The sequence below is a fragment of the Exiguobacterium sp. s129 genome (assembly GCF_018617585.1).
Classification (GTDB): domain Bacteria; phylum Bacillota; class Bacilli; order Exiguobacteriales; family Exiguobacteriaceae; genus Exiguobacterium; species Exiguobacterium aestuarii_A.
In genome coordinates, this window is the sequence record NZ_JACSKL010000018.1 from 19,404 (window position 1) to 36,317 (window position 16,914).

Here is a 16,914-nt window from a genome sequence, read left to right on the forward strand (position 1 = left end):
GCTTGTATGCATGTATATATGTATACTTGTAGATTTATATAATTATAGATTTGTATACTTGTAGATTTGTATACTTGTTTAAAAATCAATGGAGAAAAAAGAAATGTATATTATATACTCAATTCTCTTTTTACTTCGTTACTATTGTTATGAATTTAACAATTAAAAAACACTTTCAATGATTGTTTCATTATCATTGAAAGTGTTTAATTGGTATTCATAATTCAATCTTCTTCGAGTTTTCTTTCTTGGTTAATTTAATATATTTTTTTAAAACTTTAGAAAGAAATTTCGCCTGCTTTACGCGTTTCTCAAAATCTAAATCAGTTAACTCAATAAAATTATTATAATAGATATGAGCCAAATCGTTTCGCTCGTCTATTATTTTTTCAAGCTCAATAACAATATCTTTCTCCTTTAGAATATACATATTCATCAAATGATATTTTTCAGCACTTTTCGTTCCTTGTTTATATATAAAATATTCGTGACTCATTGCTTGAGAGAACTTTTTGAAAAGTTCAACCAGCACTATATATTTATATCTAATTGCATCTTCCATTGGAGAGTTGATACTAAAAGACAAGCTTTCACAATAAAGTTGATAGTTCTCTGAATTTAACTCATCTACCATTTTCGAAAGAACATAGACGCTCTGTTTAAATTCATTTTCAATAGAGTCTCTCATTTTAATAACTTCTTTGCTTTCTTGAATAACTCTCTTCATGAAAAAAGCCTCATCCTATCTATTTTTTTTCATCATCAAAACATCTCGAATCATCTCGTATTCTTTCCTTTCATTTGAAGAGAGTAATTCAAGATACTCGTCAATCATCGTTGAAATGATAGCATCTGCTGAATCAGCTTTTCCCATTGTTACTAACGCTGATAATTTACTTTTAGTTACGTTTGATACTCGAACCGTGCTAGAACCAGTAGTGACTCTCTTCTTGGCTGCTCTTTTACTCGAAGTTTCTTTTTGAGCGACAACATTCACATCGTCATTAAGTTCTTGAGTAGCCTCGGCTTTATATGTTTGTTGAGGAGACGCTGCCCCCTTACGATCCAGCAAGCGTTTTCTCGATGGTTTTTGAATCAAATCTGACATATCGTTCACCCCTGTTCCACATAATTCATTTCTGCCTCGAGACGTTGCAAGAACTCTTCTGCGACTTTTGCATATGTCTCCATAACACGTTTATCGTGCATATCCTCCTCGACAATCCCAGTGATGTCATATCGCTTTAAACGCTCCATGTTTTTGATTACACCTTCAAAAAGATTGTGCGAACCGAATACATTCTTAGCATTTTCAAGCGTTGCCATATCGACTGCCGCACCATTTTTGAGAAGAACCGGTAAGATTCCAAGAATGTCAAAATCAGCACCATAGTCATCCAGCAAAGTCTGTAGGTACTGTGTGAATACCTCAGCGCCCTGCAAGCTTCGTTCCTGTGTCTGAAGTACGACGACGACGAAATCAGAAGCATAGAGGGCTGAGTCCGTATAGATGGAGATAGTGGGAGGGACGTCCACAAAAATGAAATCGAACTCGCTTTTTAAAGGTTCGAGAAGAGTAGAAAGGTACGTCACACGGTCAACTTCTTTTTCAAACTTTTTCTCAAGAAACTTCGGGTATTGCGCAAAATCACTGAATGAAGGTAGTAGGAACAGATTGTCCGTAACTTCTGTGACGATGCTACTTAAATCGCCTTCTTGCATTGCTGCCATCAATGTTTTCTCGAAAGTTATGTAGTCATCTTCTCGTGCAGCCTTTGTCTTCAGGAACAAGGTCGTCGCATTCGCCTGCGGATCTTGGTCACAGAGTAATACACGATAGCCCTTTTTGGCCAATGCGTAAGCGAGCATCGTGCTATTCGTTGTCTTTCCCGTACCACCTTTAAAGTTTCCGAACGTTACAACGATCGCCTCTTGCTGTGAGAGATCAAGCTGATTGGTCATTTTAGTGCCTCCTTTTTTATTTGTAACTTCAATGTATCAAACCTTTCAACATTTGTATACATGTATACGAAAAAACCTATGTAGGACTTGGTTTTCATAGTATAATAATTGAATAAATAGTAAAAAATGAGGATGGTGTAAAGTGGACCGAGATTTAGTAATAAAATTTGAGAAGATTGTCGATGATGCGTGCTCTCAGATGGAAATTTGGAGTTTTAATAGAGATGAGGCGCTTCGTTTTGTAGGAGTTGAAGCTGAACGAGCTTCTGTAGATAATAAAGACACAAAAGATGAGAAAAGAAGAAAAATCACTGCAAATAGAATTTTTTATGTTACAAATTGGCTTTTGAAGCAAATACACCTAAGATGTCCTTTGGAAGGAGGATTAACTATCTATGATTTAACTTTAGATCAATACAATAATTTAATTCGTGAAACATTTTTACCAGGTGATACGCATGCAATGATGTTTGAAATTTTCCCGTCCTTTTGGAATGGAATTTATAAAATTGACAGGGAAAATACAGATGATAATAAAATTACATTTAAATATAAAAACGCTTCAATTGCTCACTATGAGGCTAGCAATGGGATTTTTTTAGATAGGTTTAATAAAGAAATTGCTGAAAAATTTCAAGAGTTTACAGAAATGGCACCGAAAAGCAATCTAGAAGATCACTCATGGTTTATGGCGGATAAGTGGGTTGACTTATTATTTCTATTCCTGGTGAGTATAAAATTAGTGACTATACTGTTGATGATTTGAAAAAAGTTTTAAAGAATCTTTATTTCGAAGCTACTATAAGAATGGTTGAAAATATTAGAAATGAAAATATCGAAATCCTGCTTCTCAATGAACATGATTGGAATTATAGTGCGTTAGGTCTTGATAAAAATACTTTTATGAAAATAATTGATGACTTGACTTTCACATTGATGAGTAAGAGCGAACAAGAGAAAGCTAATCCATTTTTAGCTCCGATTTTCACACTTCGAGAAGGTCGTGTTTTAATTCCTCATTTTTTGTTGCATAATTCTGTTCAACGAAATCTATTAACTTCTTTAGTCAGAAAGTATGAGGAGGCAAATCACGATTCAGAGTTAAAACTCTCAATTGTGACAAATCCTTTAAATCAATTTTTAAGTTCTAACTTCCCAAATCTTTTACCTTTTGAACAAGTGCCTTTAAATGGTTCTGATCTTGATTACATTATTTATGATAAGAATACCCACCATATGACTATCTTTGAAATAAAATCTTTTAATGAACCTATTACTGCATTAGAAATAAAAAACAAAGATAAAGATATAAAAAAAGGAATTCAACAACAGCTTCTCAAACATCGCAAATTTTTATCGGAGACTCATAATCTCGATGACCTTGCAAATAAGCTTGGAATACCAAAAATAGAAGAAACATCATATTTTCTATTAACTGAAAATACTATTGGCAGCGGATATATAGATAGAAATGAGATAAACACAGTAAATCTAAGGATGTTTATGCAAAGTTTGACGGATACTTCCGGACAGCTGAAGGAAAGCTCAGACTTATTGAACGAAAATAGTTATATGCCACAAGAAAATATAGATTATGCTTATGTTATGACAAAATACACTGTCGAAAATATTCAAATTCATGCTGAGGGCATTATCTATCTTTGAATCCAACTATAATATTTAGAATTATCATATAAAGAAAAAATAGTAAGGCAAACAAAGTTATTAATTGAAAAACAGTGATAACTTTGTTTGTCTTTATCACGTTTACTCGAAGTAAGAACATTTGAAAAAATCACTAATCGAGATACTTAGCCCATCACAAAACTTTTGAATTGTACTTATCTTCGGATGTTTTGTTCGTCCATTCATCAACTCTGAAATCGTCGCCTGATTCAATCCACCCTTTTGGATGACTTGATGGATAGTCATATTCCGCTCCGCTGCGAGCTCTTTCATCCGCTCGATGATTGCCTCGTTCAACTCCACTTGCTCACCCCACGATCCAATTACTCTCTTCATCATTTATTCTTTATCAAACCTTCTATTCCTCTACCCTACCGCAATCTCTTGAAGTCGGAATATTTATCATTATTTTCTATATTTAAAGCGTTATTTTTTACAGTTGTGCTACAAAACTAAAAATATTGAGTTACTGTTGCTCTTTGTCCCTTATATAGAGCGGATTCGACAAGAATCGGCAATTGTAAAATTTTTGACATATCAGAAAACTGATGTTTTTTAGACTAAACCCTGTTATATTGGAACCAACAAAAGGAAACATCTGTTTGGTCGCCGCTCTGGTTTACAGAAAGGGGAAGACTTATGTATCGATTCGGGGAGTGGTTGAAGGAGAACCGCCGGCTCTCGGGCTGGTCACAGGTTGAACTGTCTGAGAAGACATTAGGAGAGATTTCGCAGCCCGCCATCAGTCAATACGAACAGAATCGTTCGATGCCATCGATTGCCGACATCGATCATCTGGCTCGCGCATTCGGACACACGCTCGCGACGGTTCCGTGGGACGCCATCGACTTCGGAAACGGCTACGGGGCAAAACATTCTGTCTCCAAGCTCGAGCGACGTCGGTTTGACCTGAAGGAGCTACCGCAGGCCGACTCAGTCCGCACGTTCGACGGGAAGACGTATGAGCTGCACGGCTTCATCGGCATCGAGAAGGCGAGCGGCGAGACGATACAGTTGACGCAACTCTATTACCGGATCCGGACGGTCGTCTGTGACGCCCACGTGCTCGCCAAGCGCAAGAACCCGGATGACGAGCTCATCCACGTCAAGAAGCGGAAAAAGATCTTACAGTAACCTGCATCGACGCAGCAGCACATCCTTAAGGATGGTCTCCTCCAATCACATATCGGCGTGTCCCTCACCAGTGACCGGGTGAGCGGGATCTACGCACAGATGGTTCGGCGAGAGTCGCCTAAAACTCGCCACAAGGTCACTACATCGTTCCGGGTCATCGAAAAACCCTGTACAGCTCCTTAGATTCATGAGGAGCAGAGTTTGTGGGGGAACGGCTAGAAACCCACCGCACCGAATCCGACTGTCCTTAATGATGTGCTGCTGCACATCACGAGATCAAGGGAAGGAAGTGTGTACTGTGGCATCAAAGGAACAGAAACAGAACCGTAGCTTCGCCGAAAAACTCTTACGCATCCGTGGGAAGGACTACGAGGAGTGGCTCGACGAACAACATCAACAAGTTATCCAGGACAATCAGGAACTCATTTTGGAGGCGCTCGAGGCGAAGCTCAGCTTCAAGTCGCCGGCGCACCAGGACTAAGGAGGGAACGACATGGGACTCAATGAGACAGGGCTCAGTTTGCTTCAGTTCTTCCAGGGACTCGCCGTCATCGCTGCGGCCATCGCATTTGCGATCGGGGGCTTTTACTTCATATTTGGCGGGGATCGCGGACGCTCGAAGGCCGTCGGTTGGCTCGTCGGTGGCGCCGTCGGCTTGATTATCGTCATGGGCGCGTTCACGCTCGCCGAGATGGTCGACCAAAACATCAAATTCTAATGCACATTTATGCAGCGTTCCAATCGGAAGGCTTTTTTTGTTACTTGAAACGAGAGGAGGAACGAGATGCTGTTTGTACGATTCACCGACGTGCCCGACACACGGATCCAGAACTATGAACGGCTCACCTTCACCGATGCCGTCGTCGCAACACATGACCTGCATCATGCGCTCAGTAGCGAAGGGACGAGCTGTTCCGGTGACTTCCGGCTCTTCGACCAGAAAGACGAACTGCTATATCGGGGGACGTTCACGTTCGGAACCGAAGGAACGTATCCGAACCTATATCATCAAGTGCAAGACCGGGTACAACGGATCCGGACGAAGAAAGAGGACAATGCGAAGAAGATGTGGCTCCTCGACGAGATCGAGTCCGAGACACCGGACGACTATAAACGTCAGCCCGTCAAATCGAATCCGATTGTGTCATCGATCTATCAGTCACGACTGACCCGACTGCAGCGCCGCCTCATCTACGGGGCGGCCACGGCCGGGATTCTATTCACCTCCCTGTTCACTGCCACCCAATGGTTCATTGACAAGGAGGCGCACGCCGAACAGGTGACCGGTATTGAAAAAAGGTGGTTAGACGCCTACGAAAAGGCGCTCCAAGGCGAAGAGTCTTCGCTCATCCAACTGTTGGAACGAAAAGATCGGTCCGACGAAGAGGATGTTCTACTGGTCAATCTCTATCTGGCAGAAGGCGCAGACCAGAAAGCGCTCGAACTCACGGATGACCCCATCCTGATCGAAACAAAGTTGGCCGGGCTCAATCTATCCGATAAAGAGAAATTGGAACGGCTCCAGGACTTCCAAGCGTCACATCCGACCGATGAGGGCACGTTCGATCTTGCTACATTGGAACGGGATCATGAGACCGTGGCCAAGATGGATGACGTGGAGTGGACCGCTCCTCGCGTCTCCGCGAAAGTGACTACCTATCTTTCTCTTGGCGACATCGAGTCCGCAAAGGGGTGGGCGTCTAAGACGAACGACACTGCCGTAAAAGAAAAAGTGGACAACTATCAAGACAGCATGGCCGCAATCGACAAACTGAACGAGAAACTGAAGAAAACCTCTAGCAAGGACACTTCGGCTCGTGAGAAGATCCAAGTCGCTATCACTACAGAAGAAGTTAAACTGCAAACAATTCTTTATTCAGATTAAGGTAGGTGAAATAATTGAGAACTCTGTCTCTATCACCACTATTTTCGATACGTCTGATCTTCCCCGCCCTGTTCTGCCTGTTGGTGTTGCCTGTCGGGATTTTTTATCTGCTGAACGGGGTCTACAACATCATTCGACAAATCATGACCCCAATCTTACAAGAAGGTCTGTTGGCTGGAGCGACGATTCCAACGCTCTCCCCCTCCCTGTTCTTGGAGGTAAGTCTTTCCTCTTCGACCGTCTTGATCGGACTGATGGCGTTCAGTCTGCTCATCGGACTGGTCGTGTTCGGCAAGGTATGGCTGAACTTCCGGGACCTGCGGAAGAATCAGAAAGGGAGCGCCCGCTTCACCTCATTCGATGAAATGAAACAACAGTACCGCCGCGTCCCCGACCGGAAGAAACGGTATGACGGATTAGGCGGTGTCCCTGTCGGACGGGTCAAGAACGAGCTGTTCATCGATGATTCGCCCGTCAACAACCTTGTCATCGGCACAACCCGATCCGGGAAGGGCGAGACGTTCGTCTTCTCGACAATCGATCTGTACAGCCGGGCACGTGACCAGGCGAGTTTGATCATCAACGACCCGAAAGGTGAGCTCTTCGCCGCCTCGAAGGAGACGCTCGAGCAACGCGGCTATCAGGTCGAGGTGTTGAACCTGATGAACCCGCTCCAGTCGATGTCGTACAACCTGTTGCAACTGACGATTGACGCATTCCTCGAGGAGAACTATTCGCTCGCCCAACAGTATGCGCGCTCGGTCGCCTTCATGTTGTACCATGACCCGAAGGCACGGGACCCTTTCTGGGCCAACTCGTCAATCGACCTGTGTACGGCGCTCATCCTCGGACTCTGTGAGGAGGCGAAGGACACGCCGGAGAAGATCAACATGTACAACGTCGCCCTCATGCTCTCGGACCTTGGATCACGGATGATCGTGACGCGGCAAGGACAGGAGATCTCCGCTCTCGACGAGTTCTTTCAACGGTTCTCGGAGAACCATCCCGCCCGGCTTCAATTCGCGACGCTCCACTTCTCGGGTGGTCAGACACGGGCGAGTATTTTAGCCAATACCAATGCGAAACTCGGGATCTTCACATTGAACGGGACCGGGAAGCTGACGTCGATGAACTCGCTCGACATGCGACGCATCGGATTCAACCGCTGGATCAGTGGACGGACTGAACCTTTGACACGGATCACGTTCAAATTCCCAGATGGGACAACCCATGCGCTCACGACCGATGACGATGGCAGCTTCATCGTGTATCATACGTCGTCGCTTCAATCTGGAAACACCGTTCAAATCTTGACCGACTCAGGTACTTCAATGATTCAGTTGAAAGCGCAGGACGAGGAAACCGGGCAATTCGATTACTCTATCGACGGTGCAATCCAAATCCGTGAGATGATGCATCAACTCCAACCTGTGGCGGTGTTCCTCATCGTCCCGGACTATGACCCGACATTCAACGTCATCGCATCCCTTTATATCAAACAGGTGTACACGGCGCTCGCCCGGGTCGCCTCGCAGACTATACAAGGCAAATGCGAGCGTCAGGTCGTCTTCTTACTCGATGAGTTCGGCAACATGCCGCCGATTGAGGGCATGGCCAACATCATCACCGTCTGTCTTGGGCGCAACATGCGCTTCAATCTCGTCATCCAGGCCTATTCCCAACTCGAGAACCTATACGGAGAGGACTGGAAGACGATCGACGGAAACTGCGGGAACACGCACTATCTATTGACCGCGGACGAGTCGACCGCCGAACTGATTTCGAAGAAGCTCGGTGAGGCGACCATCGTCACGAAATCGCGGTCCGGGCAGACGTTCTCGCTCAAGAAATCGAAAACGGAGAACGTGGACGGTCGCCGGCTCATGACGGCGACCGAGGTCATGGGACTCAAAGAAGGCGAGATGCTCATCATCCGTGTCATCAAACGTCAGGACATGAAGAAGCGACGCATCCAGTCGTATCCAATCTTCCTGAGCGGCAAGACGGCGATGAAGTACCGCTACGAATACCTGGCGGACGACTTTGACACGGACCGCTCCCTGCATGATATCGACATCCCCTGCCGTCACGCCGGTCTCGACTTCGAGCAAATCCGTGTCCGTTTCGCGAAGAAGGAAGACAAGACGGATAGCAACGCACCATCGAACCAGGAAGACACGTCCTTGATGGTACGTGACGTACTTCAGGACAGCATCCTTCGTTCGATGTTCGAAGGACATGACATCGGCGGGATGTCCCTCCCCGAGTTCGAGACGAACCTGAACCTAGGAGTTTACGACGTCACCGACAGCCAAAAGAGCTTTTTGAGCACGATGATCGCGAAGCGACTCGAGAAACTGAAGCAAGGTACACCGTAGAGAGGAGGCCGAACCCATGGCCGAGAGTGCGAGAGAGAAGCGAATCCAGAACGAATTGCGTGTCGTCGCGAGAATTATCGAGACGCAACGCGTCCGCCTCGAACGGGGCGACGTGCTCAATATCCAAACGACGGATGGCTTTCTGACCGTCTATCAGGACGACACCTCAGAAACCCCGAAAACTGTTACACTAATAGATAAGTTCGACTTCCGCGTCAACCTGAAAGTCGCGGATCTATTGAAGGCGAAAATCGTCTGACGGAGGGGGAAACGTTATGAGGAAAATCTTGATTGGTGTCCTACTCGGGAGTTCGTTACTTTTAGCATCGTGTGGTGCCGAAAGTTCGAATTATCTTTCTACAACTTCTGTTGAAGAAATTGCAGATATTAAAACTGGGCAAGAAATTGCATACGTTCTTGTAGACAGCGATAGTCAAGGTAGTGAAGGGGCTTACGTTGATACTGTACGAGAAGTCGCCACGGAAAAAAAGAAAGACGTTCTCTTATTCAATCCGTTTCAGCCTAATGGGGAAGATCTTGAAGAACGTTCTACCCAAGAACATCCTGAACTTAAAGGTGGCAGATTGTACGAGATAACTGATGGTGAAATCAGCCGTGAATTAAATGTATCTGCCCTTACAGAAGATGAATTAAAGGATCAAGTTACTAACTTCATTAAATAGCCTCTGAATGGAGGGATTCTATGGGTGATAACGAAGTTGTAAATAAGCTACAAGAGTTCACTGATATCCTTAGTCTCAGTACACTGGTACTGGATGCCCTCCGCTCAATGGGTTGGATTTTAATACGTGGCTTAGCAGTATTGATTGATGGACTTGAAAAAGTGACTGACAGCATACTACTAACTAAAACATTTTTTAATAACTCTCAAGTGGTTGAATTCGTTTCTACGATTCAACCTTTTTTGTACGTTCTTTTAGCTGCTAGCTTCCTATTCACGGGTTATCTCATCATTTTTCAAAAGAAATTTGATCGAGAAGGATTTTTAATCAATCTATTTATCACGTTGCTCATTCTCGGACTATTATCTCCAACGATGACGCAAGTAAGTGAGTTCAGTGATACCGCGATTGATTTCACAGCTCAAAACTCTGACGAAAACTCTTCCAGTGAATCGATATCAAATCAGATTTTACGAGAAAACATTCATGATTTGATTGAATATGACCGAAACGATTTTTCTGGTTTGGAAAGTGCGGCTTTAAACTCCTTACCACAAAGTCATTTACGAAATATTGATATCAACGAGGTATTCGATAGTAATGAATTTCGCTTGGGAAGTACTGGCGAACAAATCTCTCAGTCCAAACTAACCTGGAATGGTGAAACGATGGGAAGCTCAAAACTCGACCAAAGTGGTGTCGAGTGGAACAACCAGTATTACTACCGCTATCAGCCGAACTGGTTGACCATCTTCGTGACACTCGGGATACTGGGCTTCACGTTGTTCTCGATCGCCTACAAACTGGCGCGTCTGTCGTTCGAGCTTGCCTTCAACTATGTCCTGGCGATTCTCGTCGCACCGGCCGATCTTCACAGTGGTCAAAAGACGAAGAAGGTCATCCAAAGCATTTTGAACACGTTCCTCGTGATTATCCTGATCTTCGTTTCGATTAAACTGTACACGATCGGGACCGCCTATCTCGCAGAGACGTTGGACGGTTTCGCCTATCTGATCGCCCTCATCGCCTTCTCGGTCGCATTGATCGACGGACCGAACATGGTCGAGCGGCTGTTCGGGATTGATGCCGGGCTCAAACGAGGATGGGGTGTCGCGCTCGGCGCCTATGCCGTCGGGAAAGGTGTGACCTCGGTCGGTGCCCACGCGGTCTCAAAGGTCGCGCGTGCCGCACAGGGCGCACCAAAGATGCCCTCACTCCATGAGGCCGCGACGACACGGATGGATTCAAATGTCATGCCGCATAACGGTTCAACACTTAGTGTAGCGGACCAAGCTTCACAGCGGATGGACACCGAGAGACAAACCGATCCAGATGGTGTCGCTCAGGAGAACCAAACTGCAAGTCGCACGCAGACCGACAAAGAGAAACCGACAAATCCGAAGGACGTTGCGCAACCAATCAATAGTAAAGAGTCAGAACTTGAAGCGCAAGGCTCTCCATCCGTGAACGAAGCGGCGGGCCGCCAGTCTCCCGAATCGATTCATGCGACGAACTCTGAATCAAATGCCGAACGTGGACCCGACCATCCAACCACGTCATCGGAGACACCAAGACCGGAATCGATTCACGATCATTCAAGCTCTGGTCATTCTCCAATCCCGGCTTCGTCGACTCTCGAATCGGTCACCGGGTCCACCGATACTACATCCGGACCAGGCCATCGTCACGATGAATCAGTAGACAGAAATGACGTGACGACACCGACATCTCATGAGGTACCACCTTCAGGCGACTCATCCTCGTCTTCGTCCTCTACGACGGATTCGAATGATGCGTCAACAGAGAAACGCCAAGGCCGCGCCCGACGGACCATCCATCAGGACACAGTGCTCGACGTCGAGACCGAGGTCATCGAACAGGTGCGTGAGAATCAGACGCATCGTCATAGCCAGCACCAGGAAGAGTCACGACGGATTTATCCGACTTCGCCACCGCGACCTGACAACATGAAGAAAAAGGAGTGATGACCTATGCGCAACTACCGGATACCGAACGAGGTCACGACCGAACTTAAGATCAACAAGATGCTCTATTTGCACGACTTCCTGTTTCTCGTCGGGCTCATCGTGCTGCGGCTCGTGACGCTCCCGTTCATCCCGTCGGTGCTGCACATCCCGTTCACGGTATTTCTCGTCGTCTTCGGGCTGTTCATGGTACTGCGACCGGCGACGAACCCGCAGAAGCGCATGATCCACGCGCTCTACTATGCGCTCATCAAACGCAAAGACACCTATCTCGCACTCGACGCGCAGACGAAAGGACGTGATTGAGATGGCGTTTATCGAGGAGTCACTTCAAGAACCGAGACGCACGGGCACTTGGCTCGACGAACGGGACGTGGTCGAGAAACGGAAGGTCAAAGACAAGGTCGTCGTCAAACCGACGGTCGCCGAACTGATGCCGGTCGTCGACATCACCGGGACCGAGTCGTTCGAGATGCGCGACGGGACCTATCTCGACATGATCCAGCTCACCTCAAAGGACATCTACTCCTTGAACGAGGAGGAAAAGGACCATGACGTGTTCTCACTCGCATACCTACTCCAGGCGTACACGTACCCGCTCAAGGTCGTGCCATTGAACACACCGCTCAGTCTCGAACGGCAGAAGATCAGCATCGAGCGACAGATTCGACAAAATCAGACACCGGCCTACCTGCCCTTCTTACTCAAGAAGAAGCAGGAGCTTGAATACCTCGAGGAGCATCGCACCAATCGCGATTATCTCCTCTTTTTTTATGCAGACGACGAACGGACGTTACGCGAACGCAAGACGCACCTCTATAAACTGCTCCGCCGCTCGAACCCGATGCGCGAGCTGACGCTCGACCAGAAGGTCCATGTGCTCTACCAGCTGAACAACCCGAACACGAAACCACAACTCGACGCCTGAAGAAAGGAGTGACGCATATGTGGCAGCGTCTGCGTGACAAATTGTCCAGACAACAGGACCCGGAGACCGTCAAGATCGAGAAAGACTATAACCCCGACATCATCGCCAAGATCCAACCGCAGGGCGGCATTAAGTTCGATGCCAACTTCGTCCGGCTCGGGGACGGCTATCTCTCGTGCCTCCATGTCTATAAATATCAGTCGCTCGTCTATGACTACTGGCTCGAACCGATCCTGAACATGCCAGGCGTTTTGACGACGCTTGACATCGGGACGGTCGACAAGCGTGAGATCATCCAGACCATCAACAAGTCGATGGCCGAACAGAACACACGCTTCGAGAACGCAAAAGACAACATCGACCGCATCGACGCCCGCAAGACATATAAGGAACTGAACGAGCTCTACGAACAGATCACCCAGGGCGAGACGATGAAATATCTACATCTTCGCCTTTATGTGAAGGCGAAGACGCTCGACACGCTCGAGGTGAAAGTACAGGAAGTGATGGAAGAACTCGAGGCTCGGAACTTCCGCTCGACAATCTTTCTGAACGAACAGGAATGGGAATGGCAGAGCCTGTTTACGAGCTATGATCAACAACAAAAGCTCCCGAACCGGCGCCGTGGGAAAGAAATCCCGTCCCTTTCCATCGCCGGCGGCTACCCGTTCCACTTCACGTCGCTCCAGGACGCGACCGGCACGTATTACGGGACGACCGACACGAACGGTAGCGTCATCTTCGACCTGTTCCATAAGGATAAACAGCGCAAGTTCTATAACGCACTCATGATCGGCAAGATGGGGTCCGGGAAGTCGACGCTCCTCAAGAAGACCGTGCTCGATCAGGCAATCAAAGGCAACAAGATCCGCATCCTCGACGTCACGGGCGAGTTCTCCGACCTCGTGCGTCAGCTCGGCGGGAAAGAAATCGCGCTCGACGGGTCGGCCGGGCTCATCAACCCGCTCCATGTCTATAAGACGGTGACGAACAACGACGGCAGCGCCAACGAGGCGCTCTCGTTCATGCAGCATCTGTCGAAGATGGCCGTGTTCTATCACTACATCAACCCGGCGGCGACACAGGAAGAGACGAACGAGTTCGAAATTTTGCTTCGCGATTTGTACGTCCGGCACGGGCTCTGGGACGAACAGGGCGAACTGCCGATCACGACGCATCCGGCGAACCGATACCCGACGTTCTCCGACTTCTTGAAACTCGTGCGGCGTGAGCTCTACATGGACGACACACGCACCTCAATCAAGGAAGCGATCAGTCCGAACCGCGTCCGACGACTCGAGAACATCGAGCTCGCCGTCACGAACCTCGTCCATAACTACGGCAACATCTTCGACGGACACTCCTCGATCGACCGGTTCGATGAGGAACTCATCGTATCGTTCCCACTAAGAAACCTGACGAGCCTCAGGGACGAGGTGTTCCAAGCGCAGGTGTTCTCTTTAATGAACATGCTGTGGGACGGGATGATCGCCAACGGCTCGAGTCAACTGAAGGCCTTCAACCAGGGCGTGCTCCGGACCGAAGAGGCATGCAAGTACCTCATCGTCATCGACGAGGCACACCACTTGATCAACACGCGCGACATCGCCCAACCGGCCATCCTGTATCTGCAACGCTGCATGCGCGAGGCGCGCAAGTACTTCGGTGGCATCTTCTTCGTATCGCACTTGATCACCGACTTCGTGCCGGCCGGATCGAAGTCTGAGAACGCGGAGAACGTCAAGTCGCTCTTCCAATTGACGCAATACAAGATCATCGGTGAACAGGACGCGGAGAGCATTCCGATCATCCAAACAGTGTTTGATGGCCAACTCTCGAATTCCGAGATGCGAATCATCCCCTCGCTCGAGACGGGACGCGTCGTCCTCAGCATCTCGGGCGTACAGAACCTCATCTTTGACGTCGACGTCGCGCCAGAGGAACTCGCCCTGTTCGGTGGAGGTGCCTGATGTGGGCGGCCGCGAAACGGACGACCCGCTTCGCCGTCACGGCGAAATGGCAGCTCGCGACGCTCAAGTGGCGACTCATCCTGCTCGGGATCTCGGCACTCGTCTTGTTCCTGATCATCCTCGTCGTCGGAATCCTCGACACGCTCACGGGTGTCCAGAACGAACAACCGACCGACGTCCCGTTCGACACGGCCGGTGGACTCCAGGTGAGCGAGCAGGTGCTCCAATATCGGGGCTTGGTCGAATCGGAACTGTCGAAGCACGGACTGGCCGAACAGACGAACCTCGTACTCGCGCTCATGATGCAGGAGAGCGGCGGACGCGGGAACGACCCGATGCAGGCGAGCGAATCGAAGTGTGGACGCATCGGATGCATCACCTCCCCCGAGGAGAGCATCGTCTACGGCGTCGAACATTTCGCGTCCGTCTTCGAACGGGCGAACCGCGACGTACAGCTTACGTTACAGAGTTACAACTTCGGAGGCGGCTTCATCGATTACGTCCAAGAGAATGGCGGACGTTACTCGAAAGAGCTCGCCATCTCGTTCTCCCAAATGATGTACCAACGCGTGAAACACACCGGCATCTACCGCTGTCATCGTCCGAGCGCGGTCCAGGACGGTGCCTGTTATGGGGACATCGAATACGTCGACGCGGTGTTGAAATACCTCGCGCCGGTCGCCGTCGCCGACGGGGTCATCACGAAAGAACTGCTGTCGGGATTACGTTCCCCGCTCGCCATCCCACTCAACGTGACATCGCGTTTCGGGTGGCGCGTCGTCTTCGGACAACGGGACAACCACACCGGTATCGACTTCAGTTGCACCCCGTCCGACACGATCCACGCGGTCAAGAGCGGAACCGTCATCTATAGCGGTAACCGCGGGCCGTACGGCAATCTCGTCCAAGTCCGGCACGACAACTACATCACGGCGTACGCGCACCTGAGTCGTCTCGGCGTCCAGACCGGACAACAAATCGACGCCGGGCAGGCGCTCGGTTACTGTGGCACGACCGGCCGATCGAGCGGGAACCATCTGCATTTCGAGATCAAGACGAGCGAATGGTCCGGTCATATCGACCCCGCCCCGGTCTTCGGATTTTGAGTCATGGATGTATGGAAAGGAGGAGAAAGGATGAACTTCACCGCACGTCACCTCGCGTATCTGTTCGGGGTACTGCTTCTTATTTCACTTGCGGCGAACGCCTTTTTCTATCAACAAGTGACGGCTGTCACGAGTACTTCAGACCCTAGTAAGATGAAAAATGAGAGCGTCACTTCCCTTGAATCGGCAACCTCCGAGGATACGTCAGCGGACACCGAACAAGTCGTCGCCTCGACGGAGACGGAACGAATGGAGGAGCTGACGACACGCGCAACGCGCTTCGTCGAGTATGCATTCACCATCACGAAAGACAGTTACACGACCCAGAAACGACAGGCGAAAGACGTCATGTCGGAAGAACTTGCGGCCATACTCTTCGCCGCTGACGGCAGTGACGTCGGCACGTACGAGACGACCGTCCGCGACATCGAGGTGTTCCCTTCTGTCTCCGGAGAAGAATGTCTCGTACGGTTCGAACAGGACCTGTTGATCACCGAGACGGGTTATGAGGAGACGACGCAAGAACTGTTGACCCTGACGTTCGAGTCCATCGACGGACGTTTGGTCGTCACCGTGATGGAAGACCTGACACCGAAAGGAGGAATCTAGATGCGACGACAAACTCGAAAACGTCTCACCCAGAACGTCTCCCGGTTCTACCTCGGAATCGGGATATTCTTTGTCATCGGCTTCCTCTTCTTCGGTACCTCGTCGTTCTTCTTCGCCGAAGAATCACCGGTCAATGAGACACCGATCAACGAGGCAATTCGGCTCTCGAACGGGGAGACCGTGACGCTCCATGCATGGAGTTATGACAAGGAAAAGCAGACGATGCGCGTCCGACTCTCGCTCGATGAGACACCAGGTAACACAAACGATCATCTCTTCCGCTATGTCTATAAGGCACGTCCGGATGTCGAGAAGGAAGTCACGTTGCTGTATGAACGGAACGACCAATACGTGCTCGAATTGAAGGACGTGCCGAACGACTTCGACCAACTCGCCGTCCGAATCTACGGATTGGATGAGTCACAATCAATCGACGCACTCACACCCGAAGAACGGGAGAACAGTCTTTTGACATCCTTCTATGCCGACCGTCGGACCATCAAACAGGCGAACTACACCTCATCTGACGAGACAACCTTCACAAGACTCTTCGTCGAGGACGAGCTCGCGGAGACAGAGCAACAATTA

Annotated in this window: 20 protein-coding genes; 16 read left to right on the forward strand and 4 right to left on the reverse strand. The window is 48.7% G+C overall.

What is annotated here, in order from left to right:
* Positions 1–217: 217 nt before the first annotated feature.
* From KNO92_RS13725 to KNO92_RS13735, 3 genes are read right to left on the reverse strand one after another with little or no spacing between them, the layout of a single operon-like run.
* Positions 218–727 carry a hypothetical protein gene (locus KNO92_RS13725; RefSeq protein ID WP_214761761.1) on the reverse strand — a complete coding sequence of 170 codons (510 nt, stop codon included), beginning with the start codon at positions 725–727 and terminating at the stop codon, positions 218–220.
* Between the two features lie 15 nt (positions 728–742).
* Positions 743–1,108, reverse strand: coding sequence for a DUF5388 domain-containing protein (locus KNO92_RS13730; protein ID WP_214761763.1), 366 nt, complete (start codon positions 1,106–1,108; stop codon positions 743–745).
* A gap of 5 nt (positions 1,109–1,113) precedes the next feature.
* Positions 1,114–1,962 carry a ParA family protein gene (locus KNO92_RS13735; RefSeq protein WP_214761765.1) on the reverse strand — a complete coding sequence of 283 codons (849 nt, stop codon included), beginning with the start codon at positions 1,960–1,962 and terminating at the stop codon, positions 1,114–1,116.
* 142 nt (positions 1,963–2,104) lie between these two features.
* Here KNO92_RS13735 and KNO92_RS13740 point away from each other — a divergent pair, with 142 nt between their 5' ends.
* Both KNO92_RS13740 and KNO92_RS13745 read left to right on the forward strand, forming a co-directional pair.
* Positions 2,105–2,728: a hypothetical protein gene (locus KNO92_RS13740; RefSeq protein ID WP_214761767.1), complete on the forward strand. Its 624-nt coding sequence runs from the start codon at positions 2,105–2,107 to the stop codon at positions 2,726–2,728.
* A 41-nt stretch (positions 2,729–2,769) separates the two neighbouring features.
* Positions 2,770–3,627: a hypothetical protein gene (locus KNO92_RS13745; RefSeq protein ID WP_214761769.1), complete on the forward strand. Its 858-nt coding sequence runs from the start codon at positions 2,770–2,772 to the stop codon at positions 3,625–3,627.
* A gap of 102 nt (positions 3,628–3,729) precedes the next feature.
* Here the strand turns inward: KNO92_RS13745 and KNO92_RS13750 are convergent, their stop codons facing one another.
* Positions 3,730–3,984: a helix-turn-helix domain-containing protein gene (locus tag KNO92_RS13750; RefSeq protein ID WP_214761771.1), complete on the reverse strand. Its 255-nt coding sequence runs from the start codon at positions 3,982–3,984 to the stop codon at positions 3,730–3,732.
* Positions 3,985–4,287: 303 nt separating this feature from the next.
* Here KNO92_RS13750 and KNO92_RS15035 point away from each other — a divergent pair, with 303 nt between their 5' ends.
* The 14 genes from KNO92_RS15035 to KNO92_RS13820 form a co-directional block, all read left to right on the forward strand.
* Entirely contained in the window at positions 4,288–4,782 is a 495-nt protein-coding gene (locus tag KNO92_RS15035; protein WP_214761773.1) for a helix-turn-helix domain-containing protein, read from the forward strand.
* A gap of 298 nt (positions 4,783–5,080) precedes the next feature.
* Positions 5,081–5,263, forward strand: a complete 183-nt coding sequence (locus tag KNO92_RS13760; protein ID WP_021065836.1) for a hypothetical protein — start codon at positions 5,081–5,083, stop codon at positions 5,261–5,263.
* 12 nt (positions 5,264–5,275) lie between these two features.
* Positions 5,276–5,500: a hypothetical protein gene (locus KNO92_RS13765; protein ID WP_012390467.1), complete on the forward strand. Its 225-nt coding sequence runs from the start codon at positions 5,276–5,278 to the stop codon at positions 5,498–5,500.
* 66 nt (positions 5,501–5,566) lie between these two features.
* Positions 5,567–6,667, forward strand: a complete 1,101-nt coding sequence (locus tag KNO92_RS13770; RefSeq protein ID WP_214761775.1) for a hypothetical protein — start codon at positions 5,567–5,569, stop codon at positions 6,665–6,667.
* Between the two features lie 14 nt (positions 6,668–6,681).
* Complete coding sequence (locus KNO92_RS13775) at positions 6,682–9,045, forward strand: VirD4-like conjugal transfer protein, CD1115 family (protein WP_214761777.1); 2,364 nt, start codon at positions 6,682–6,684, stop codon at positions 9,043–9,045.
* Positions 9,046–9,061: 16 nt separating this feature from the next.
* Positions 9,062–9,304, forward strand: coding sequence for a hypothetical protein (locus tag KNO92_RS13780; protein WP_214761779.1), 243 nt, complete (start codon positions 9,062–9,064; stop codon positions 9,302–9,304).
* 16 nt (positions 9,305–9,320) lie between these two features.
* Positions 9,321–9,728, forward strand: a complete 408-nt coding sequence (locus KNO92_RS13785; RefSeq protein ID WP_214761780.1) for a hypothetical protein — start codon at positions 9,321–9,323, stop codon at positions 9,726–9,728.
* A gap of 20 nt (positions 9,729–9,748) precedes the next feature.
* Positions 9,749–11,713: a pLS20_p028 family conjugation system transmembrane protein gene (locus KNO92_RS13790; RefSeq protein ID WP_214761782.1), complete on the forward strand. Its 1,965-nt coding sequence runs from the start codon at positions 9,749–9,751 to the stop codon at positions 11,711–11,713.
* A gap of 6 nt (positions 11,714–11,719) precedes the next feature.
* Complete coding sequence (locus tag KNO92_RS13795; protein ID WP_214761784.1) at positions 11,720–12,019, forward strand: DUF5592 family protein; 300 nt, start codon at positions 11,720–11,722, stop codon at positions 12,017–12,019.
* A gap of 1 nt (position 12,020) precedes the next feature.
* Entirely contained in the window at positions 12,021–12,641 is a 621-nt protein-coding gene (locus KNO92_RS13800) for a hypothetical protein (RefSeq protein WP_214761786.1), read from the forward strand.
* Between the two features lie 17 nt (positions 12,642–12,658).
* Complete coding sequence (locus KNO92_RS13805) at positions 12,659–14,611, forward strand: VirB4 family type IV secretion system protein (RefSeq protein ID WP_214761788.1); 1,953 nt, start codon at positions 12,659–12,661, stop codon at positions 14,609–14,611.
* The gene (locus KNO92_RS13810; protein WP_214761790.1) at positions 14,611–15,717 is read left to right on the forward strand and encodes a lysozyme family protein; all 1,107 of its coding nucleotides are present in this window, start codon (positions 14,611–14,613) and stop codon (positions 15,715–15,717) included. Before KNO92_RS13805 ends, KNO92_RS13810 begins: the two co-directional genes overlap by 1 nt.
* A gap of 30 nt (positions 15,718–15,747) precedes the next feature.
* The gene (locus KNO92_RS13815) at positions 15,748–16,326 is read left to right on the forward strand and encodes a hypothetical protein (protein WP_214761792.1); all 579 of its coding nucleotides are present in this window, start codon (positions 15,748–15,750) and stop codon (positions 16,324–16,326) included.
* On the forward strand, positions 16,327–16,914 hold a 588-nt coding region (locus tag KNO92_RS13820), incomplete at its 3' end, for a hypothetical protein (protein ID WP_214761794.1).

Excerpts from the sequence above, each read along its gene's own strand:
- KNO92_RS13725 (WP_214761761.1), bottom strand. The coding sequence starts at position 727 with ATGAAGAGAGTTATTCAAGAAAGCAAAGAAGTTATTAAAATGAGAGAC.
- KNO92_RS13730 (WP_214761763.1), bottom strand. The coding sequence starts at position 1,108 with ATGTCAGATTTGATTCAAAAACCATCGAGAAAACGCTTGCTGGATCGT.
- KNO92_RS13735 (WP_214761765.1), bottom strand. The coding sequence starts at position 1,962 with ATGACCAATCAGCTTGATCTCTCACAGCAAGAGGCGATCGTTGTAACG.
- KNO92_RS13745 (WP_214761769.1), top strand. The coding sequence starts at position 2,770 with ATGGTTGAAAATATTAGAAATGAAAATATCGAAATCCTGCTTCTCAAT.
- KNO92_RS13750 (WP_214761771.1), bottom strand. The coding sequence starts at position 3,984 with ATGAAGAGAGTAATTGGATCGTGGGGTGAGCAAGTGGAGTTGAACGAG.
- KNO92_RS15035 (WP_214761773.1), top strand. The coding sequence starts at position 4,288 with ATGTATCGATTCGGGGAGTGGTTGAAGGAGAACCGCCGGCTCTCGGGC.
- KNO92_RS13765 (WP_012390467.1), top strand. The coding sequence starts at position 5,276 with ATGGGACTCAATGAGACAGGGCTCAGTTTGCTTCAGTTCTTCCAGGGA.
- KNO92_RS13770 (WP_214761775.1), top strand. The coding sequence starts at position 5,567 with ATGCTGTTTGTACGATTCACCGACGTGCCCGACACACGGATCCAGAAC.
- KNO92_RS13780 (WP_214761779.1), top strand. The coding sequence starts at position 9,062 with ATGGCCGAGAGTGCGAGAGAGAAGCGAATCCAGAACGAATTGCGTGTC.
- KNO92_RS13785 (WP_214761780.1), top strand. The coding sequence starts at position 9,321 with ATGAGGAAAATCTTGATTGGTGTCCTACTCGGGAGTTCGTTACTTTTA.
- KNO92_RS13790 (WP_214761782.1), top strand. The coding sequence starts at position 9,749 with ATGGGTGATAACGAAGTTGTAAATAAGCTACAAGAGTTCACTGATATC.
- KNO92_RS13795 (WP_214761784.1), top strand. The coding sequence starts at position 11,720 with ATGCGCAACTACCGGATACCGAACGAGGTCACGACCGAACTTAAGATC.
- KNO92_RS13800 (WP_214761786.1), top strand. The coding sequence starts at position 12,021 with ATGGCGTTTATCGAGGAGTCACTTCAAGAACCGAGACGCACGGGCACT.
- KNO92_RS13805 (WP_214761788.1), top strand. The coding sequence starts at position 12,659 with ATGTGGCAGCGTCTGCGTGACAAATTGTCCAGACAACAGGACCCGGAG.
- KNO92_RS13810 (WP_214761790.1), top strand. The coding sequence starts at position 14,611 with ATGTGGGCGGCCGCGAAACGGACGACCCGCTTCGCCGTCACGGCGAAA.
- KNO92_RS13815 (WP_214761792.1), top strand. The coding sequence starts at position 15,748 with ATGAACTTCACCGCACGTCACCTCGCGTATCTGTTCGGGGTACTGCTT.